The organism is Halalkalibacter sp. HAAS-P013 (genome assembly GCF_056619925.1).
On the sequence record NZ_JBWQTU010000002.1, the window covers coordinates 445,102 to 464,486 of the forward strand.

Consider the following 19,385-nt stretch of genomic DNA (forward strand, 5'->3'; position numbering starts at 1 on the left):
ACAGATAAAAGAGGGAGTCTAGGTGTTACTAAAAGGTGCTTTTACCTTTTCCAGTACGCTAGACCCCTCTTTTTCCTATTCCTTTTCCTTACTGACCTTTTCGAGTTCTTACGTTTACCTCTTTGTTTTTTATTAACAGTTGGACAGCGCCATTTAGATCACTGCGCCAAATTGTAACCTCTTGTTCCTCTAACCTGTTCATAACATCAGGGTGAGGATGACCAAATCGATTATTGCGCCCAACTGAAATGAAAGCCGCTTTTGGTCTCAATTGTTGTAGAAAAGGCTCTGTAGTTGAAGTCTTGCTACCATGATGACCGATTTTTAAGATATCAACTTGGAGTTCAGGATAAACTCTAAGCAGTCTCCTTTCGCCTTCCTCTTCCAAATCCCCAGTAAATAAAATGGATACCTCCTCCACATTTGCCAAAAGTACGATAGACCTTGCATTTAAGTCAGATTCTGTTCCAACAGGTGATAATACAGCAAACGAAGAACCACCTTTATTCCAACCCATCCCTTCATTAATGAAATGAATAGTCGCTCCATTTCCCGATAAAACATTCAATAGATCACGCTCAAATTCTCCCTCTACCGGCCCCTTACTATATAATACTTCTTTAATTGCAAGACTCCGGGCTAAAGCTTTCACACCACCTATATGGTCAAGATGACCGTGTGTCAAAATTAACCGATCGACTTTTCGGATACCTTGAGCTTTTAGTGTTGGCACAACAATATCAGCTCCTACATCAAATGACCTTCGTCGACTTCTCCAATCTTCATTCATAAAAGAGATCGTCCCACCGGTGTCAATTAAATAAACTGCCTTACGATTAGGAAGCTCTATAAGAAAACTGTCTCCTTGTCCTACATCAATCATGGTGATTTTTGCCTTTGAATCTAAATATGGAAGTGACAGTTGAACTAAAAGGATCAAGCTTAGGGAGAACAACGGAGTTCTCCACCACAACTTTCCTCCTTTTTCCCAACTTACAAATCCATAGACGATATTGACATAGAAAAGGAACATAATTAACGTAGACGGTTTTCCAACAATAAGAGTCGCCCATTTTAATTCTGCTACTTTCAAAAGAAAATGATGAACGATAGGGACAACTGATTCTAATAAATAAAGGAGCACATTATAGTTTGTTGGTAGAAAAAAGGATATGAGAAAGGATATGAAGGTTAACGGAAGGACAAATAACGAAATAAAAGGAATATAGATTACGTTCAATGGAAGACTCAAAATAGGAATTTCATACATATAAAGAAGGATAATCGGAAAGGAAATGAGTTGAGAAACAATCGTAATTGCCACTAGCTGGAAACCTGCTTGATTATAACGTCGTTGAATAATAGGCGCCGAAGTAATTAGTCCAAAAGAGACTAAAAAGGATAACTGAAACCCTAGTTGAAATATAATAAACGGCTTAAATAAAACATAACCTAAATACACAACGACAATACCTAAAAATGGCGGAATTCGTAACTTCATCCGCATAAATAATAGAACAACCATAGCCATAAGCGCCGCTCGGATAACAGAAGGGGCTGCACCAGCAATCACACTATAGATGGGCAGCATAAATAGAAGCACCTCCATTGATCGCTCCCTCGTTACACCGATTCTAATTAACATATAAAAACTAGCGGCTACAATCAACCCTACATGCAAACCTGAAACAGCGAGTAAATGAATGACACCCAATCTTTGATAAGCTTCTAACAACTCACCTTCCATCATTACTCTTTCACCAAAAACTAAAGCGCTCATAATGCCACTAAAATCTGAGCTAATGTTCTGTTCAATTTTTCGTAGTTGGTTTTGACGCCACCGTTGTAACTTCATAAAATAACCATGATTATCCGTACTAATACACTGGATGCCTGCTCGATTCGGTCTTAAAATCCAAAATATATTTTGCTCGTATAAATAACGCTTATAATCAAATTGTCCAAAATTCGTAGGAGGCAATGGCTGAGAGAGAACACCACTGATTTTACACGAATCACCGACTAAAATGGATTTCATTTGTTGTTGCTCTTGCTCATCATAAAGATATGCTTGAATTTGAATCAGTTCTTTTTTATTACTTTCAAGCCGCATTGATAATGAATCACCATCTATAACAGGAATAATCTGAACTTTACCGTAAATAGTCTGTTCACCAGCTACAAATACCGTTTCTCTTTGATCAACTGTATATATACCCACAAAATAATAAACAAGAAAAGTGAAAGTGAAAAGAAGAACCTTAAGTTTGAAAAATTGACGATGTAATAGGCAAAAAAGGAGGAAGGCAGTAAGGATGAGTAGATACGGCACACTCGCTCCTCTTAGAGCTAAAAAGAGGCCAAGTGTAGCAACTATTGGGAGAAGAGAAAAGAGGTGAAGAATGTTGGTTCACCCCTTAAAAAAACTTTGTGTAAACAAAAAATTCGCTTGATTACGTAACTCTTGTAAGTCTTCTGCTGCAACACCCGCTTGATCTAATTTATCTATCAAGTCTGCTGTGAATTTCATCTTATCAAGATGGTGTTGATCCAAGCGTATCTCATCTAACTCTACTTGAACAACTTGAATCCCTGCTTCTTTAAACAACTCTTCTGCATAAGGATGATTTTTATAATCCTTTGCATAGTAGACACTCTTAATGCCTGCCTGGATGATTGCTTTCGAGCAATGCACACAAGGATAATGCGTCACATAAATCTCAGATCCTTCTGTCGGAACACCGAATTTCGCACATTGAAGAAGGGCGTTTACCTCTGCGTGTATCGTTCGGATACAATGGTTGTCTACAACATAACAACCTTCATCTATACAATGAGCACCACCAGAAACAGAGCCATTGTAGCCACCTGCAATAATTCGTTTTTCTCTAACAATTGTTGCTCCCACCATTAGACGGGTACAAGTACTTCTTAACGCTAATAAATGACTTTGTGCCATAAAATATTGATCCCAAGAAATTCTTTGCACAGTTTATCCTCCTAATCTTCATATAGTTAGTTTAGAAAAAAGATGCAGTAACGTCAATGCTTATCGAATTTCAACGAAATATAAGGTGTTCTTGAAGCTTTTCAATCGATTTTGGTCCAATCCCAGATACTTGTAATAAATCATCTATTCCTTTAAATGGACCATATTCATCACGATAAGTAATGATCGCAGCGGCTTTGGCCGGTCCTATTCCCGGAAGTTGTTCAAGATCCGTTACCGTAGCCTCATTAATGCTTATTTTTCCATCATTTTCCCCTACTCCATGAGATATTAATTCAGTAGTACCCTCTTCCCCTTCTTTCGGTACATAAATTAGCATCTCATCATGTAACAACTGAGCTAGATTCAACTTTAATTCATCTGCATCATCCCTGAATCCTCCCGCAATTTCAATTGCATCCACAATTCGCGCGCCTCCTTCTAACTCATAGACTCCGGGAATTCTAATCGCACCTTTTACATCTACCACTAGACTCGTTTTACTCTCAATACTTGCAGGAAGTTGCTCACCTTGAGTAAGCTCCTTTTGGTATTCGTTCCAATCAAATACAACTTCTTCTTCTTTGGGATTGCTAAAATGCAGAAACAATACTAAACTGACTATTAGTATGAATGCAACTATTGCCCCTGCTTGTTTTAAACTAGCTATTTTTTTCAACATATGAACACACCTTTCATTTTTGATAGGTTAAAAAAAACAACGAAGAATAGTAAGGAGACGATAATCAATGACTGTACATTTACAAATTGCAGAACAAGTAAAGAAACATCGTGAAGCACAAAAACAATTTCTAGCATTAGATGCCCAAAGGGAGCGTGCAATTGCGAGCGTGCTCGAATTAGCCAAATCAGGAAAAATAATTCAAACAACAGAAATTAACCAGATCACCAAAGAAATGAATCAAATTGCCATGCAGTTTCAGTTTCCACCTCGAAAGCTTGTGACCCCTGAAATGGTCGGAAATTATCTAAATGAAAAATAATTGAAGTCATAACATCCCTTTCAGCCTCATACGTTTAGTCATAACGATAATCGTATGAAGGAGGGGCTATCTTGAAAATTGGAGTAATTGGAACAGGTAGTATGGGGACGATTATACTTGAATCATTCATAGAATCTGGTGCCATTTCTCCGCACCAATTTGTCATAACTAATCGAAATAGAGAAAAAGCTCAAGTTTTACAGGAACGCTTTCCCGACCTTAAGATTGCACCTGATGCAATATCGACAGCAAAGCAGTCAGATGTCATTTTTTTATGCACCAAGCCTTTACAGATGCCAAGTGTGTTACGCGAAATTACTCATGTATGTGATAAAAACAAATTATTAATCTCTATCACAAGTCCCATTTCAGTTGTTCAATTAGAGGAAATGGTCAGTTGTAAAGTTGCCCGCGCGATTCCAAGTATTCTGAATCGAGCCTTGACGGGACCTTCCCTATTAAGTTTTGGAAATAGATGTCATCCAAAAGACCGCACATTTGTGACAAATTTAATGTCATCAATTTCTGAGCCTTTAGTTATCGACGAGAACATTACACGAGTATCTTCTGATATCGTAAGCTGCGGTCCTGCCTTTTTTAGCTATATCATGCAACAATTTATTGATGGGGCAGTCAGACAAACCGACATTACTCAAGAGGATGCGACAACTCTTGCTACGAATATGATGATTGGAATGGGTAAGTTATTAGAAAAAGGACATTTCACCTTACCGACGTTACAAGAACGCGTCTGTGTTCCTGGAGGGATAACTGGAGAAGGAATAAAAGTGTTAGAAGCTGAAATTGGAGCGATGTTTGATCATCTGTTCCAACAAACACATGCGAAGTATTATGAAGATCAAGAATTAATTTCTGAATCTTTCACGAAAAAATAAGAACCAGGAAGAGCTTAGAGGCTCTTCCTGGTTCTTATTCGTTATTTTTTTCTAAATTCCTCTATAAGTTTTTCCGTGCACAAAAGAAAATTCGTTCACTTTTATTTGTAGGATATTCACTAGTGAAATCTGCTTGTATAGATATATCACAAAACCCGGCCTCTACTAGCCATTGCTTATATTGTTCAACCGGATAAGTTCGCTGTTTATGTAATTCAAGCATTCGTTCATAATAATCTAATTCATTCTGTACAAAAAACGTTAATTCATGTTCAACACTATATAGGTGATCACCTTCAAAAGAAGTCCAAATGTATGCAATTTCACCGGCATCTTCAGCAAACGTATGTCCAATAAAGCCTTCTTCTATTTTCGAAACTGAATGGACATCAAATAAAAGAATGGCTCCTTCCTTCATTTGCTGAAACAAACTTTTAAACGTATCGACAACTTCCTGCTCGGTTTCCAAATAATTGAGGGAATCACAAAAGACAGTGACAACATCAAACTGTCCTAAGCCTTCTAAGTCCGTCATTGATTGCTGAATTAATAAGGGGGAAAAACCAGCTTTCTCGCATTTTTCTTTTGCAATAGCAAGCATTTCAGCTGATAAATCGACCCCCACTACTTCGGCACCTAAATCATTCAACCTGACCAATAGTTCCCCCGTACCACATCCAACATCAAGAACCCGGCTCTCCGAAAGATTGGACTTGTGTAGTTGTCCATGCATATAATCGATCCATTTGTCATAAGGCGCATCCGCCATTAACGTATCGTACAAAGCAGCAAACGCTTGATAATTCATCGATCTCATAGTCTCCTTTTACGACTTCTTTATATGCGTCCAACCGTCTCGCTGTTCAATTTTATTTTCTTTCATTAATTTACCAAGGGCACGCTTAAATTTAGCCTTACTTATTGAAAATCTTAACTCTATATCTTCTGGTGGAGTTTTGTCCCAATAAGGCATCGAACCGCCTCGCTCTTGCAAAAATGTGTAAATACGCTCTGCATCTTCTTCTTGCTGTTCAGACCTAAGCGGATTCATCGTGACATTAATTCGACCATCATCCCGAACAAATTGCACGCGAGCTGTTATATACTCTCCGTATCTTGGCGTGCCATTCATTTCGTCATTATGAAGAAAAGCAATATACTCTTCATCCGTTAATAGCAGAGCACCTTCGTCAAGAAAATGATAAACATGGCCACTTACTTCTTTGTTCATCATTTCTTTTGGAGCTTTTTTGGCAGCTTTTTCAACAGGCTCTCCTTTCACGAGCTTAGCCATTAAGCGACCTCTTTTGTCCCATGTCAATGACAGAGGGAGTTTGTCACCTGGCCTAGGCCATTGTTCACGATCGTAAGGGAGCTCGTCCATTGATAGGAAAAGATCTCTAGAGATACCGTTCTGAAAGAAAACACCATGCCCTGTTTTTACTTCAACTGCTTCTAACCATTTAACTTCACCCATTTTTAGAAAAGGCTCTTCCATTGTTGCAGCTAACCGTCCTTGGTGGTCATGATACAAAAAGACGTCAACCCGATCTCCTATTTCGATAACTTCCTTCGCTTCACGTTCATGCAGAAGAATATCTGATTTTCCGTCACTTAAAAAATAGCCAAAATTCGCTTTTCGGATAACCTCCAACTTAACACTATAACCAGGCTTCAATTCCATTAGCCTAATACCCCTTCTAATTCTACTACAGGGGCATCTCCCCATAATTTCTCCAAATTGTAATAAACTCGTTCATCTTTATGGAACACATGTACAACGACATCACCTAAATCAATAAGAACCCATCTTGCTTGGTCGAACCCTTCTAATCGTTTAATTTCAATACCTTGTTCTTGGACTACTTTTTTCAATTCATATGCAATAGCTTGGACTTGCTTGTCTGAATTACCATGACAAATGACAAAATAATCAGCAATCAGTGAAACACCTTGCATATTTAGTGCAACAATATTTTCTCCTCTTTTATCATCAATCGCCTTTACTGCAAGTGATAAAGTTTCATTCACTAACATCACTTCTCCTTTTTTTGTTTAATTAAATGATTATATGTTGCAAGTGTATCTGGATAAACACGTTGTCTTCGTTTCATTAGAAAGCCAATTGTATTTTCAAGCACTTGAATTATCGCATCATCTAAATTGACTTTTGCGATCTCACGAACTTCATCAACACCTTTAAACTTTCGACCAGGTTCAATATAGTCAGCTAAGAAAACGACTTTTTCCAAAAGAGTCATTTCTGGTCTTCCTGTTGTATGATAGTAAATGGCATCTAGTATTTCTTTATCGTCAATGCCAACTTCATCTTTCACAAAATATGCGCCGCATGGTGCATGTAGTAGCTCATCTCCGTAATCAAGAAACGATTTATCTACTAGTTTTTCCTGAACGACCTTTTTCATTTCTTCTTTATCGCGAAATTTTGCATAATCATGAAAAATAGCAGCGAGCTCCGCTTTCTCCTGATCCGCACCAAAGCGATTAGCAAGATCGATAGAAGTTTCTACTACTCCTAGTGTATGAATATATCGGTGATCAGTGAGATGAAGTTTCACGATGGCTAATGCTTGTTCTCGGTTCATATAACTCCCTCTCTTTCACCAATGCTTCCACACTATTTGGAACCATATACGTAATTGGTTTCCCTTCTTGAACCCTCTTGCGAATCGCAGTTGATGAAATATCAACTTGGGCCATTTCCAAAAGACGAACCTGCTTAGAATAATTAGTTGTATCCACCGAAGACCCCGGACGCTTCACACCTATAAATGTAACTAACTCAAATAATTCATCGACTTTTTCCCATTTAGGCAAATACTCAATCATATCTCCACCAATCAAAAAATAAAATTCATAAGTTGGATATAATTGTTTCAACTGTCTCATTGTGTCAATTGTGTATGAAGGTCCTTCCCTTTCTAACTCAATCGTATTAACATAAAATTGTTCATGATCATCTGTAGCCCCTACAAGCATATCTACTCGATCTTGATTTGAAGCAAGATCATCGCTTTCTTTGTGCGGGGGAACATTAACAGGAATAAACCAAATTTCATCTAATTCAAATTCAACTAACACTTCTTGAGCAAATAACAAGTGCCCTAAATGAGGAGGATTAAATGTTCCTCCAAATAATCCAATTTTTTTCATCATTTCACTCTCCTGCTCTTTACTTAAGAAGGGAGAACTAATTCCTTATTTTCTTTAGATTCTTTATATAAGACAATCGTGTTCCCAATGACTTGAACGAGCTCTGCTCCTGTTTGTGCAACAAGTCGTTCTACGACGTCATCTTTCTCTTCCTCACAATTTTGCAAGATGCTAATTTTTAGTAGTTCTCTTGCTTCTAATGCATCCTCTATTTGTTTACTCATATTATCATTTACTCCACCTTTTCCCACTTGAAAAATTGGGTTTAAATGATGAGCTTTTGAACGTAAAAATCTTTTTTGTTTACCAGTTAACATGTTGTTCCTCCTAATTGTTCTAAAACTATTTTCCTCATCCGATTTCGATCAGGGGTTACTCCATTCCAGTGTTCAAATGAAAGTGCAGCTTGATTGACAAACATTCCAACACCATTGATTGTTGTGGCCCCTTTCCTTTTTGCCACTTTCAATAACTTTGTTTCTAACGGGTTATAAATAAGGTCACAAACTACAGCCTCTCTTTTTAATTTTCCTAAGTCAAGTGGCATCTCCTCTATATTTGGACTCATTCCAACAGAAGTCGTATTAATAATGACATCATACTCATCTAGATTCTTTTCTGCTTGTGCACGATCAACCGCTTCGGCTGGAGTCTTCAACGTCTTTGCCAAGTGCACGATCGGATCTGCCTTTTCTAATGTTCGATTTGTAATGGCAAGGTGCCCAATGCCATGTAGCATAAGTGCGGTAGTCACTCCCCTTGCAGCACCACCTGCGCCAATCAGTAATAATCGTTTGTCTTTCAGGTCCTCATTTAGTTCCTCTATTAATGACTGAACAAACCCACGACCATCTGTATTGTATCCAATTAACTTTCCATCTTGATTGACAATCGTGTTGACAGCACCTATAAGACGTGCTTCCTCATCGATCTCATCCAAATATTCCATAACAACAACCTTATGTGGAACAGTCACATTGCAGCCAACTATTTGCAAAGCTCGTATTCCATGAACGGCTTCTTTGACGAATTGGGGCCCTACATCAAAAGCATGATACGTTGCTTCAATTCCAATCTGTTTAAAAGCGTCGTTATGAATGTTCGGAGACATTGAATGCCCTACCGGATGACCTAATAAACCAAAGACTTTCCCCACCTATAACTCCTCCCAACAAAACGTTCTTCTTATATAATTGATTCTCTAATTGTGACATTAACTCCTTTTGGGGCATAACCTTCTACTTCTAAATCCGTTCCGTTCACTGTGACCCATCCTAATCCTGAAAAGACAATGTCAACTTTTTTATCTTTAATACGAAATGTATGCTTTACAAGTGGAGGAAGTGATTCCCTGCTTTTGTTGCCCGGAGGCGTTAAAAGCTCACCTAAATGATTTTGATAAAGCTCTTCTGCCTTTTCTCTTTTCGTTCTGTGAATATTTAGTTCATTTGAAACATAACAAGTAAAGGATGTTCTATCTCCTGTAACAAAGTCAAAACGCCCTAGCCCACCTAAAAATAATGTTTGTCCTTCATTTAATTGGAAGACCATTGGCTTTATTTCCTTTTTAGGCGTAATTACTTTTAGCTCTTGCTTATCTATATAATGAGCCATTTGATGATGATTAATAATTCCCGGAGTATCATATAATGCTTTTCCATCATCAAGTGGGATATCAATCATATCTAATGTTGTTCCAGGAAAGTGAGAAGTTGTAATTAACTGCTCGGTATCCCCGCCAAATGCCTTAATCATTTGGTTGATAAATGTTGATTTCCCAACGTTTGTACAGCCGACAATATATACATCCTGTCCTTTACGCAATCGATCTATCTCAGAAGCAACCTCCTCTATTCCAATTGCTTTTTCAGCACTCATCAATAAAACATCGATCGGCTTTAAACCGAGATCTTTTGCAGACTTTTTCATCCAATTTACTAATCGGTTATGATTAAGTGATTTTGGCAAAAGGTCTACTTTATTTCCAACTAACAAAACATCATTTCCACCGACAAATCGGTGCAGGCCCGGTAGCCAACTTCCTGTAAAGTCAAAAATATCAACAATTTTCACTATTAATGCTTTCTTTTGTCCTAAGCCATTCAATATTTTCAAGAAATCGTCATCAGTTAGTGAAACATCTTGTACTTCATTATAATGAGTTAGACGGAAACAACGTTGACAAATAATCACATCTCTTTTTAGTGCAGATGCGGGTGCATAACCTAGACTTTCTTTTGACTCAGTTTGGATCACTACACCACAACCTGCACAAATTGTATTTCTTTCTTCCATATTATCCTCCTACTTTTTCATCCTTCTTAACCTGCTTACTTCTTATTATGAGAGACAATCGATCCATTCATCCCGACAGTTGAATTGCCGATTGTTGACATTGTTTTACGTAGTAAATGCCACGTCTACCAAACTTTAACTATACCTTTTGTTATTTTTTTTTTCAAATGTAATGGTCAAAAAACGACGCTGTTTAAAAAAACTGTTATTATTTCCAACTTTTTTAAAAATTTTTCGACAAAACTAAGCACTAATCAACACCTGTGGATAACTTTATACACGCTATCCCCTTAATATCATAAGGGTTTCTTATTGGTAATAAACAGGAAACTAACAACTTATCCACCTAGCAGTGTGGATAAGTAGAACAGTTGTTCTATTTCTGGAGTCATGATAGGATTAAAGCACATTAAGCACAACTTAGTAATTTATTCACTTAGAACTGATTCTATTCCTATAAACTTGGCCAAACTAAATATGGAGGAGGTGAACCTGTCGAATTTTGACAGGAACAAATGCAAAACCTTTCTGATGAATTATTAATTGAGACATATTACAAAGCCGTTGAATTAAACTTGAGCCATGATTTTATTGAATTAATACGTATGGAAATAGCGAAACGTTCCCTCTCTGATAAAATAAAATTATCTTCATAATGCAAAAGGCAGCCATCACAATGATAGCTGCCCTTTTTTTTATTGTCTGCCAACTCATTCACTACGTTCTGGAGCACGATTGCCAATACGAATATATTCTCTTGGCTGGAACGGGAATGTAGTCGGAACGACATTATCATGCAGTTGTTGGATTGTCACATTGTTCGGCCCATCAAGCCCCTTCTCATGAATCGTACGATTATTAAATTCATTAGCGTACCACCCACCAGAAAATAGGACAAGAAAAATACATACTGCCGCTAACCCCTTCTGCTTATTGTTCATCGTTGTCACTCCTATTTTTAGGTAACTCTCGTTTCATATCCCATATCCTGAACTTTTAACATTCACTTTCAAAAATTAAACTTGCTTTTGTTTATAGACTGTCGCACCTCACTAAAAAATATACATACTTTTTCCAATTTCAACAAAATAATCATGGAAACCCTCTAGTTTTACTTTGCAAAAAAAAAATTTTTCTTTTATTTTTTCTCATTTCTACATATTTAATAAGTTATTGAAAATTGGTAAATGCTAAAGATGTCTTGGATGCATGTGTCTAAAAAGTAGGTTATACTTTTATTTAGCCTTAAGGATTGTGTATTCTGCAGGAGAATTTTGAGGGTAAATGAAGGAAGTTCACAAGTTACACTGTTAAAGAAAAAAAGGAGGTATGTCAATTGACGGTTTTGCATTGGGCTACAATCTCCCCATTTTTGTTAGCCATTTTGATCCCTTTTTTGTATAAGTACGTAAGACCAATACATACGGGGTGGTTTGTCCTTGTACTCCCGCTCGTCTTATTTATTTATTTCATCCAGTATTTGCCGATAACGTCCGCTGGAGAAGTTATTAAGTACACTGTCCCTTGGGTTCCTTCTCTTGGGATTAATTTTACTGTTTATCTGGATGGGTTAAGTTTACTGTTTCTACTGTTAATAACAGGGATTGGGACACTAGTTATTCTTTATTCGATCTACTACTTGTCTAAAAAGACTGAGAAGCTTAACAACTTTTATGTTTACTTGTTAATGTTTATGGGGGCAATGTTAGGTGTTGTCTTATCAGATAACCTAATTGTCCTATATGTCTTTTGGGAATTAACAAGTTTAGCTTCTTCCCTATTAATTAGCTATTGGTTTCACCGTGAGAAATCTACTTACGGAGCACAAAAATCATTACTAATTACTGTATTTGGTGGTTTATCGATGCTTGGTGGTTTCACCCTCCTGTATATAGTGACAGGAACATTCAGCATTCGTGAAATCATTGCTAACGTTGATTTAGTAACTACAAGTACTCTCTTTTTACCTGCGATGCTCCTAATTTTACTGGGTGCTTTTACAAAATCAGCACAATTCCCATTCCATATCTGGTTACCGGATGCCATGGAAGCACCTACACCAGTAAGTGCCTACTTGCACTCAGCCACAATGGTTAAGGCTGGGATTTATTTAGTAGCTCGTCTTACACCTGTATTTGGCGGAGCTGCAGAATGGTTCTGGATCCTGTCCATATTTGGAATCATAACACTTTGCTGGGGATCGATATCTGCCGTTCGTCAAAAAGACCTGAAATCCATCCTTGCTTTCTCTACTGTTAGTCAGCTTGGGTTGATTATGTGTTTACTAGGTCTAGGTTCGGCATCCCTTTACTATGGATACGGAACAGAGACAATCTATACAACAGCTATTCTTGCTGCTGTGTTCCATCTGATTAACCATGCTACGTTTAAAGGTAGCTTGTTCATGACTGCTGGAATCATTGATCACGAGACTGGTACGAGGGACATTCGTAAACTTGGCGGCTTAATGACAATTATGCCTGTAACATTTACGATTTCTTTAATCGGTCTTGCATCAATGGCAGGGCTTCCACCATTTAATGGCTTTTTGAGTAAGGAAATGTTTTTTACAGGGGTTTTAAATTCTACACAACTAGATATATTCAATATGCAAACATGGGGGGTTCTCTTCCCTATCCTTGCTTGGATTGCTAGTGTTTTTACTTTTGTTTACTGTATGGTGATGTTCTTCAAAACGTTCACGGGAAAGTTCAAACCAGAAAACTATGATGTTAAACATGTGCACGAGGCTCCAATTGGTATGTTAATCAGTCCAATTGTTCTAGGTTCTCTAGTAGTTATTTTTGGCCTCTTTCCTAATTTGCTTGCTTACACACTGATTGAACCGGCTATGGCTGCCATTCTTCCAAACCTTTTAGAAGCAGATGAAAGGTTTTATGTCAACATTTATCACTGGCATGGTTTCAATACAGAACTATTTATGACTATTGGCGTCGTCATAGTAGGTATCTTCATTTATATGATGATGAAAAAATGGTCAGAAATGGCGTTTTATCAAAAAGAGCGAGACCCTCTTAACTGGTTCTATGACAATTCTTTATCAGGTCTAGTCAGTGGTTCTCAATTCGTTACACGTATTCAGATGACTGGGTTACTCCGAGATTATTTTGTTTATATGTGTGTATTTATGATTTTACTCTTTGGCTATACAATGTATCGTTACGATGCATTTGCAATTGACACAACCAACGTTACTGGAATTGATCCATTTATGTGGGTTTTAAGTCTTGTATTTATTGCTGCAACTTTGACGATACCATTTATTAACCACCGTATTACGTTGGTCATTGTCGTTGGTGTAATTGGTTTTCTACTAGCAGTTTTCTTTGTTGTCTTCCGGGCACCAGACTTAGCATTAACCCAGTTGTTAGTTGAAACTGTAATGGTAGTTCTGTTAATGCTTGCGTTTTATCACTTACCCGAGCTACGCAAAGAATCGTTCAAGCCACGTTTTAATATAGTTAATTTGATTATTTCTATAGCAGTTGGCGGGCTTGTGACTGCTATCGGACTAAGTTCAGCAGCACTCGGAAATGAAGCTAATTTTGAATCAATTGCTGAATATTTCATTCAGAATTCAAAAGAGCTTGCTGGTGGCTACAACATGGTTAACGTTATCCTAGTAGACTTCCGTGGGTTAGATACCTTACTCGAAGTACTTGTACTTGGAATTGCAGCTCTTGGTGTTGTAACACTTATTAAACTACGAATGACAGGGAGGGAAGATGTGTGAAGAAACGAATCAAGTCAAATGAAGTAATGCTTCATACTCTAAGTAGAGTTGTCACCTTCCTCATTCTAACCTTCTCGATTTACTTATTCTTCGCCGGTCATAATAATCCCGGCGGAGGGTTTATTGGAGGGTTAATGACAGCATGTGCTCTCTTATTAATGTATATTGGCTTCGATATGAAGAGCATGAAAAAGGCGTTGCCATTTAATTATACTTCGATTATTGCAATTGGACTTTTGCTCTCAATTGCAACAGGTGTTTCTAGTATGCTATTTGGCTATCCTTTTCTCACTCAGTTTTTCGAATACTATCAACTCCCTATTTTAGGAGAGACTGAGCTTACAACAGCATTGCCATTTGACTTAGGGATTTATTTAGTCGTTGTGGGAATTACCTTACTTACTATTTTAACAGTTGCGGAGGATGATGCATAATGGAAATACTGATATCCATCACTGTCGGTGTCCTCTTCATGGTCGGAACGTATATGATTTTAACTAGAAGTTTATTACGTGTTGTGATTGGGCTTATGCTGTTATCACACGGCGCTCATTTGTTATTCTTAACAATGGCAGGCTTACAAAGGGGTACACCACCGCTGTTAAGTTTAGGGGCAGATGCTTATGCGGATCCGCTACCGCAAGCTCTTATTCTTACAGCCATTGTAATTAGTTTCGGGGTCACATCTTTCTTGCTTGTTCTTGCCTATAGAACTTATAAAGAACATAAAACTGATGATTTAGACCAATTGAGGGGATCTGCTGATGAATAACTTAATTATCTTACCGGTTTTAGTCCCGTTTATAATAGGTTCAATTTTAATATTATTTGCAAAACACCATACGCTTCAACGTGTAATAAGCGGATTTACAGCTATTGGTATGCTACTAATTTCAATCTACCTTGCCATTCATGTTTATCAGAACGGAATTGGCGTTTTGGAACTTGGTAATTGGCCAGCACCATTTGGAATAGTTTTAGTTGCTGATATGTTTGCAACGGTAATGGTTGTTTTATGTGGTGTGATTGGGGTTGTTTGTTTATTTTTTGCTTTTCAAACAATCTCACCTGAACGAGAGAAGTATTTTTTCTACCCATTTTACTTCTTTTTACTAACTGGCGTTAATGGTGCTTTCTTAACAGGTGACCTTTTCAACCTGTTCGTATTTTTCGAAGTGATGCTAATTTCTTCCTATGTTCTAGTTGTTATGGGGGGGACGAAGTTTCAGTTACGAGAGTCACTAAAATATGTGATCATAAACGTATTTGCTTCTATTTTATTTATTGTTGCGATTGCCTATGTCTATGCGGTAACTGGAACTTTGAATATGGCTCACATTGCAGAACGTGTAGCAGCACTTGAACAAACAGGTGTACTCAATGTTATTGCCATTGTTTTGTTTTTTGTTTTTGCGATGAAGGGAGCACTCTTTCCACTTTATTTCTGGCTCCCACGTTCATACTTTGGGCCACCTGCAGCGATTGCTGCATTGTTCGGTGGATTACTAACGAAAGTAGGGATTTATGCAATTATCCGTTCTTTCACACTTATATTCACTCATGATCCTGGCTTTACACACAATCTCATCCTAGTAATAGCTGGTTTGACGATGGTTTTAGGAGGACTTGGAGCTGTTTCCAACTTTGACTTTAAAATGATTCTCTCCTATCACATCATCAGTCAGATTGGATACATGGTAATGGCACTCGGTATTTATTCGCCACTTGCTATTGCCGCTGGGATCCTTTATATTGCTCACAATATAATTGTTAAATCTGCCTTGTTCCTATTTGCCGGTGCTACTCAACGAATAACAGGGACAACGGAACTTAAAAAAATGGGTGGAATTCTTAAAACTCATCCATACCTAGCTTGGCTGTTCTTTATCATGGCAATGTCGATCGCGGGAATTCCACCATTAAGTGGGTTCTTTAGTAAGTTACCACTTGTTATAGCTGGTTTTGAGGAAGGCAATTATGTAATAACAGCTGTTGCACTTGCAACTGGAATGTTAACCCTTTTCTCGATGGTGAAGATTTTCATGTATGTATACTGGGGTGAACAAAAACATACAGAGGAACAAGCAAAAATAAAAGTTGGCAAGCTAATTCTGCCGATCCTTCCGCTTGTAGCATTATCAATTATTATTGGTATTGCAGCTGAGCCTGTTATCGCTTATTTATTACAGGTATCAGAACAAATCCTAGATCCATCGATTTACATCGAATCTGTTCTTAAGGAGTAGTTGCTATGGCCTTTCAAATATTGTTAAACATTGTCATCGCGCTCATTTGGACCTTTCTACAAAACAGCTATACTGGTGTTGATTTTCTAGTTGGGTATGTAATAGGTATCTTCATTCTCTATGTATTACGGAGGTTTCTACAATTTGATTTTTACTTCCGGCGTGTATGGGCGTTTATCAAATTAACTTTACTTTTCTTCAAAGAGCTTATTTTAGCTAACATTGATGTTATTAAGATTGTACTTAAACCTAGGCTTGATATAGAACCGGGTATTGTAGCGGTTCCAACAAAGCTAGAAACAGAATGGGAATTAACATTGCTTGCATCTCTTATTTCTTTAACACCAGGAACTCTATCAATGGATTTTTCAGATGATAACAAATACATTTATATCCATTCGATTCATGTTCCTAATAAAGAAGAAATGATTCGTCAAATTCACAACACATTTGAACGCGCGATATTGGAGGTGACGAAATAATGTTCCAAACAGTCCTAACTATTACGTTAATAATATTGGCAATATCATTATTCGTCTGCTTTACTCGTGCGGTTATTGGACCAACTATGCCTGATCGGATTGTGGCTCTCGATGCATTTGGAATTAATCTAATTGGTTTTATCGGTTTGCTTATGATTTTGCAAGAAACTCTTGCCTATTCAGAAGTAATTCTTGTTATTAGTATTCTTGCCTTTATTGGCACAATAGCCTTATCTAAGTTTATTGAAAGGGGTGTTGTCTTTGAACGTGACTGAAATTGTCCTAAGTATCTTTATTGTTATAGGGGGCTTACTTAGTCTCCTTGGTTCAATCGGCTTAATCCGTTTTCCAGATGTATATGGACGTACTCATGCTGCGACGAAAAGTGCAACACTCGGTGTTATTTCGATTATGGTAGCAACTTTCTTGTTCTTCCTTTGGGTTGAAGGAATATTTGCTGGAAAAATCTTGCTAGCTATCTTGTTTGTATTCTTAACTGCTCCAGTTGCTGCCTTAATGGTAACCAGAGCCGCTTACCGTACAGGAGTTCCACTTTGGGAAAAAAGCGGGCAAGATGATTTAAAGAAGATGTATGAAAAGAAAATGAATGAACCACAATAATTGAATGCAAAAGGCCCGAAATTAATCGGGCCTTTTGTTCTTTACATTTTTAAATGATGTCTCATCATTATTGCCCCCCAAGAAGCACAGGAGCCGTTTTACTCGTTATTTCTTGATATTATATACTCTTTTACTCAGTCTCTAAAACACCCTTAAAGAGGGCACTGAAAAAGGTCGGTTTTTAAGGCCACTGAAAAAGGTGTGGTTTTTACCTTTTTCAATGGCCTTTAAGCAATGAGCGGAACCGTTGCTTTGTCTTAAAGCCTGCTATGAGTGGGTTTCTCATAGCAGGCGCGCAACGTGTGGAGCCATTGCTGCTTCCTCGAATCGGCTAGAAAGGACTTTTTCAGTGGCCTTCGGTTTTTACCTTTTTTAGTGCCCTCTCCTTAAACCAGCCGTAGACCGTTTCTCATCCATATACAAGAGCGTTTAAGAGGTTTCTCCTTTTTCGTTTAATAATGCAATCGTCTCTCCTACTCTCACTTCACTATTTTCTTCAATTTCCGAATGCGATAAAAGTCCATTCTCACACAATAACACTACCGTTGAACCAAAAGAAAAATATGCCATTTCGTCCCCTTTGTAAAGACGTTCTTCATTATGGGTAAGTTCAATCGTATTTATATTCATAGCCCCAACTTTGACAATCGCTAAATGTTTGCCATTTACATCAAGTTCTGAAATCACTCGGTAATTTCTAGATAATGGTCTTTTCCCATAGCGCAGTCCAAATGTATTAACAGGATAAGATCGACCGCCTAGCTGCCACTGCCTTTTAATAATTCCATCAACTGGACAATGAATTCTGTGATAATGACTTGGACTAAGGTATAAGATAAAATAATGACCGTTGAAATAAGTTTCTGCCGCTTGAGCAGATCCAAGCATTTCTTCAATATTATAGTCTTGTCCTTTAACGTGAAACACTGTGCCTTTGCTAAGGTCACCATGCTGCGCCATAATTCCGTCTACAGGACTGATAAGGCTGTGTGTTTGTTTGTCAATGGGTCGTGAACCAGGCTTTAGTTCTCGAATAAACAAGTCATGTAAATGCATGTATTCATTTAATGGTCTCTTCATTTCCGAATCATTTAAGTGAAACGTTCGAGCAAATGGTTTCACTAATGGCTTGCTCATTTTTGATCTTGAGAAATTTCTCAAGGCTGATGATGTCAAACGATGATTTGTAAGTTCAATACATGAACGAAAAAGCAATTTTTTCAATATAATTCCTCCTAATATTTGTACAGCAGAAACATTATTTATTATCTAGTCGATCTCATCAACATGTGGTATGATTATTATTTAAGAACGTTAATTTCCCACTTGTTTTAGTATAAATTTATAAGGAGTCGATGACATGTTCCTTTTACATCAATTGGATCATACCGTCAAAAAATTAAAAGGGCAAATTGCCAATGCCTTAACCCTTTTAAATTTAGGACTAGGTGCTTTTGCTATTATGTTTATTTTACAAAATGAATTACGGTTAGGACTTCTTTTTATTACGATTGCAGCACTTACTGATCGCTTGGACGGGGCGGCTGCTAGACGCTTTAATAGTACCTCAGAATTCGGTAAACAATTAGATTCCTTAAGTGACATTATCTCATTTGGTGTAGCCCCAGCATTTCTATTATATCAGGCAATTCTGTTTAGTTTTGGTTTACCAGGTATGTTTGTTACAATTTTCTTTATTGCTTGCGGTGCAATTAGATTAGCTCGATTTAACATTACCGAAAGCACAGGATATTTTGTAGGCCTTCCTATTACTGCTGCAGGTTGTATTTTAACATTTCAGCTACTTTTAGTTTCCTATATTGCTCCATTTTACTTTTTAATCATAACACTAATACTAGGTATATTCATGATTTCAACATTTTCCGTTCGGAAAATGTAAGAGGTTGACAATTCAGTCACCTCT

The 19,385-nt window shown here is 37.5% G+C and carries 24 protein-coding genes; 11 read left to right on the forward strand and 13 right to left on the reverse strand.

All coding sequences use genetic code 11. The annotated features are described in order from the left end of the window. Positions 1–88: 88 nt before the first annotated feature. From AC1FXP_RS06170 to AC1FXP_RS06180, 3 genes are all read right to left on the reverse strand, one after another. Positions 89–2,332 carry a DNA internalization-related competence protein ComEC/Rec2 gene (locus tag AC1FXP_RS06170; RefSeq protein ID WP_480059429.1) on the reverse strand — a complete coding sequence of 748 codons (2,244 nt, stop codon included), beginning with the start codon at positions 2,330–2,332 and terminating at the stop codon, positions 89–91. A gap of 78 nt (positions 2,333–2,410) precedes the next feature. Next, entirely contained in the window at positions 2,411–2,989 is a 579-nt protein-coding gene (locus AC1FXP_RS06175; RefSeq protein WP_480059431.1) for a ComE operon protein 2, read from the reverse strand. A gap of 70 nt (positions 2,990–3,059) precedes the next feature. Beyond that, a complete protein-coding gene (locus tag AC1FXP_RS06180) occupies positions 3,060–3,671 on the reverse strand; it encodes a helix-hairpin-helix domain-containing protein (protein WP_480059433.1) in 612 nt (203 codons plus the stop codon). Between the two features lie 67 nt (positions 3,672–3,738). Between AC1FXP_RS06180 and AC1FXP_RS06185 the strand changes: the two genes are divergently transcribed. Then, entirely contained in the window at positions 3,739–3,993 is a 255-nt protein-coding gene (locus tag AC1FXP_RS06185) for a DUF2533 family protein (protein ID WP_480059435.1), read from the forward strand. A 71-nt stretch (positions 3,994–4,064) separates the two neighbouring features. Further along, positions 4,065–4,889, forward strand: a complete 825-nt coding sequence (gene comER, locus AC1FXP_RS06190; RefSeq protein ID WP_480059437.1) for a late competence protein ComER — start codon at positions 4,065–4,067, stop codon at positions 4,887–4,889. A gap of 61 nt (positions 4,890–4,950) precedes the next feature. Here the strand turns inward: comER and AC1FXP_RS06195 are convergent, their stop codons facing one another. The 8 genes from AC1FXP_RS06195 to yqeH are packed head-to-tail and all read right to left on the reverse strand — an operon-like array spanning position 4,951 to position 10,358. Beyond that, complete coding sequence (locus AC1FXP_RS06195; protein ID WP_480059439.1) at positions 4,951–5,697, reverse strand: class I SAM-dependent DNA methyltransferase; 747 nt, start codon at positions 5,695–5,697, stop codon at positions 4,951–4,953. An 18-nt stretch (positions 5,698–5,715) separates the two neighbouring features. Further along, positions 5,716–6,573, reverse strand: a complete 858-nt coding sequence (locus tag AC1FXP_RS06200; RefSeq protein WP_480059441.1) for a CvfB family protein — start codon at positions 6,571–6,573, stop codon at positions 5,716–5,718. Further along, a complete protein-coding gene (rsfS, locus tag AC1FXP_RS06205; RefSeq protein ID WP_480059443.1) occupies positions 6,573–6,926 on the reverse strand; it encodes a ribosome silencing factor in 354 nt (117 codons plus the stop codon). The genes AC1FXP_RS06200 and rsfS overlap by 1 nt, the downstream gene beginning before the upstream one ends. Next, the gene (gene yqeK / locus AC1FXP_RS06210; RefSeq protein WP_480059445.1) at positions 6,926–7,495 is read right to left on the reverse strand and encodes a bis(5'-nucleosyl)-tetraphosphatase (symmetrical) YqeK; all 570 of its coding nucleotides are present in this window, start codon (positions 7,493–7,495) and stop codon (positions 6,926–6,928) included. The genes rsfS and yqeK overlap by 1 nt, the downstream gene beginning before the upstream one ends. Further along, positions 7,449–8,063, reverse strand: a complete 615-nt coding sequence (locus AC1FXP_RS06215) for a nicotinate-nucleotide adenylyltransferase (protein WP_480059521.1) — start codon at positions 8,061–8,063, stop codon at positions 7,449–7,451. The genes yqeK and AC1FXP_RS06215 overlap by 47 nt, the downstream gene beginning before the upstream one ends. 23 nt (positions 8,064–8,086) lie before the next feature. After that, on the reverse strand, positions 8,087–8,380 hold the full coding sequence (gene yhbY, locus AC1FXP_RS06220; RefSeq protein WP_250095803.1) for a ribosome assembly RNA-binding protein YhbY: 294 nt from the start codon (positions 8,378–8,380) through the stop codon (positions 8,087–8,089). Then, positions 8,374–9,219 (reverse strand): shikimate dehydrogenase, encoded by an 846-nt coding sequence (gene aroE, locus AC1FXP_RS06225; protein ID WP_480059448.1) that lies wholly within the window; start codon positions 9,217–9,219, stop codon positions 8,374–8,376. Before aroE ends, yhbY begins: the two co-directional genes overlap by 7 nt. Before the next feature lie 29 nt (positions 9,220–9,248). Beyond that, entirely contained in the window at positions 9,249–10,358 is a 1,110-nt protein-coding gene (gene yqeH, locus AC1FXP_RS06230; protein ID WP_480059450.1) for a ribosome biogenesis GTPase YqeH, read from the reverse strand. 515 nt (positions 10,359–10,873) lie between these two features. Between yqeH and AC1FXP_RS06235 the strand changes: the two genes are divergently transcribed. After that, positions 10,874–11,014, forward strand: a complete 141-nt coding sequence (locus tag AC1FXP_RS06235) for a sporulation histidine kinase inhibitor Sda (RefSeq protein WP_480059452.1) — start codon at positions 10,874–10,876, stop codon at positions 11,012–11,014. 54 nt (positions 11,015–11,068) lie between these two features. Here AC1FXP_RS06235 and AC1FXP_RS06240 read toward each other — a convergent pair whose 3' ends face one another. Beyond that, positions 11,069–11,299 (reverse strand): hypothetical protein, encoded by a 231-nt coding sequence (locus tag AC1FXP_RS06240; protein ID WP_480059454.1) that lies wholly within the window; start codon positions 11,297–11,299, stop codon positions 11,069–11,071. A 395-nt stretch (positions 11,300–11,694) separates the two neighbouring features. Between AC1FXP_RS06240 and AC1FXP_RS06245 the strand changes: the two genes are divergently transcribed. From AC1FXP_RS06245 to mnhG, 7 genes are read left to right on the forward strand one after another with little or no spacing between them, the layout of a single operon-like run. Continuing rightward, a complete protein-coding gene (locus tag AC1FXP_RS06245; RefSeq protein WP_480059456.1) occupies positions 11,695–14,112 on the forward strand; it encodes a Na+/H+ antiporter subunit A in 2,418 nt (805 codons plus the stop codon). Positions 14,113–14,120: 8 nt separating this feature from the next. Further along, complete coding sequence (locus AC1FXP_RS06250; protein ID WP_480059523.1) at positions 14,121–14,546, forward strand: Na(+)/H(+) antiporter subunit B; 426 nt, start codon at positions 14,121–14,123, stop codon at positions 14,544–14,546. Next, a complete protein-coding gene (locus AC1FXP_RS06255) occupies positions 14,546–14,884 on the forward strand; it encodes a Na(+)/H(+) antiporter subunit C (RefSeq protein WP_480059458.1) in 339 nt (112 codons plus the stop codon). Before AC1FXP_RS06250 ends, AC1FXP_RS06255 begins: the two co-directional genes overlap by 1 nt. Then, a complete protein-coding gene (locus AC1FXP_RS06260) occupies positions 14,877–16,358 on the forward strand; it encodes a Na+/H+ antiporter subunit D (RefSeq protein WP_480059460.1) in 1,482 nt (493 codons plus the stop codon). The genes AC1FXP_RS06255 and AC1FXP_RS06260 overlap by 8 nt, the downstream gene beginning before the upstream one ends. A 5-nt stretch (positions 16,359–16,363) precedes the next feature. Continuing rightward, entirely contained in the window at positions 16,364–16,840 is a 477-nt protein-coding gene (locus AC1FXP_RS06265; RefSeq protein WP_480059462.1) for a Na+/H+ antiporter subunit E, read from the forward strand. Next, the gene (locus AC1FXP_RS06270; RefSeq protein WP_480059464.1) at positions 16,840–17,115 is read left to right on the forward strand and encodes a Na(+)/H(+) antiporter subunit F1; all 276 of its coding nucleotides are present in this window, start codon (positions 16,840–16,842) and stop codon (positions 17,113–17,115) included. Before AC1FXP_RS06265 ends, AC1FXP_RS06270 begins: the two co-directional genes overlap by 1 nt. Beyond that, the gene (mnhG, locus tag AC1FXP_RS06275) at positions 17,108–17,461 is read left to right on the forward strand and encodes a monovalent cation/H(+) antiporter subunit G (protein ID WP_480059525.1); all 354 of its coding nucleotides are present in this window, start codon (positions 17,108–17,110) and stop codon (positions 17,459–17,461) included. Before AC1FXP_RS06270 ends, mnhG begins: the two co-directional genes overlap by 8 nt. Positions 17,462–17,890: 429 nt before the next feature. Here mnhG and AC1FXP_RS06280 read toward each other — a convergent pair whose 3' ends face one another. Further along, the gene (locus tag AC1FXP_RS06280; RefSeq protein ID WP_480059466.1) at positions 17,891–18,685 is read right to left on the reverse strand and encodes a phosphatidylserine decarboxylase; all 795 of its coding nucleotides are present in this window, start codon (positions 18,683–18,685) and stop codon (positions 17,891–17,893) included. Between the two features lie 136 nt (positions 18,686–18,821). Between AC1FXP_RS06280 and pssA the strand changes: the two genes are divergently transcribed. Further along, a complete protein-coding gene (gene pssA / locus AC1FXP_RS06285) occupies positions 18,822–19,361 on the forward strand; it encodes a CDP-diacylglycerol--serine O-phosphatidyltransferase (protein WP_480059468.1) in 540 nt (179 codons plus the stop codon). Positions 19,362–19,385 lie beyond the last annotated feature (24 nt).

Excerpts from the sequence above, each read along its gene's own strand:
- AC1FXP_RS06195 (WP_480059439.1), bottom strand. The coding sequence starts at position 5,697 with ATGAATTATCAAGCGTTTGCTGCTTTGTACGATACGTTAATGGCGGAT.
- AC1FXP_RS06180 (WP_480059433.1), bottom strand. The coding sequence starts at position 3,671 with ATGTTGAAAAAAATAGCTAGTTTAAAACAAGCAGGGGCAATAGTTGCA.
- pssA (WP_480059468.1), top strand. The coding sequence starts at position 18,822 with ATGTTCCTTTTACATCAATTGGATCATACCGTCAAAAAATTAAAAGGG.
- yqeH (WP_480059450.1), bottom strand. The coding sequence starts at position 10,358 with ATGGAAGAAAGAAATACAATTTGTGCAGGTTGTGGTGTAGTGATCCAA.
- yhbY (WP_250095803.1), bottom strand. The coding sequence starts at position 8,380 with ATGTTAACTGGTAAACAAAAAAGATTTTTACGTTCAAAAGCTCATCAT.
- AC1FXP_RS06270 (WP_480059464.1), top strand. The coding sequence starts at position 16,840 with ATGTTCCAAACAGTCCTAACTATTACGTTAATAATATTGGCAATATCA.
- yqeK (WP_480059445.1), bottom strand. The coding sequence starts at position 7,495 with ATGAACCGAGAACAAGCATTAGCCATCGTGAAACTTCATCTCACTGAT.
- AC1FXP_RS06185 (WP_480059435.1), top strand. The coding sequence starts at position 3,739 with ATGACTGTACATTTACAAATTGCAGAACAAGTAAAGAAACATCGTGAA.
- AC1FXP_RS06255 (WP_480059458.1), top strand. The coding sequence starts at position 14,546 with ATGGAAATACTGATATCCATCACTGTCGGTGTCCTCTTCATGGTCGGA.
- AC1FXP_RS06215 (WP_480059521.1), bottom strand. The coding sequence starts at position 8,063 with ATGAAAAAAATTGGATTATTTGGAGGAACATTTAATCCTCCTCATTTA.
- AC1FXP_RS06235 (WP_480059452.1), top strand. The coding sequence starts at position 10,874 with ATGCAAAACCTTTCTGATGAATTATTAATTGAGACATATTACAAAGCC.
- AC1FXP_RS06260 (WP_480059460.1), top strand. The coding sequence starts at position 14,877 with ATGAATAACTTAATTATCTTACCGGTTTTAGTCCCGTTTATAATAGGT.
- AC1FXP_RS06200 (WP_480059441.1), bottom strand. The coding sequence starts at position 6,573 with ATGGAATTGAAGCCTGGTTATAGTGTTAAGTTGGAGGTTATCCGAAAA.
- AC1FXP_RS06265 (WP_480059462.1), top strand. The coding sequence starts at position 16,364 with ATGGCCTTTCAAATATTGTTAAACATTGTCATCGCGCTCATTTGGACC.
- AC1FXP_RS06240 (WP_480059454.1), bottom strand. The coding sequence starts at position 11,299 with ATGAACAATAAGCAGAAGGGGTTAGCGGCAGTATGTATTTTTCTTGTC.
- rsfS (WP_480059443.1), bottom strand. The coding sequence starts at position 6,926 with ATGTTAGTGAATGAAACTTTATCACTTGCAGTAAAGGCGATTGATGAT.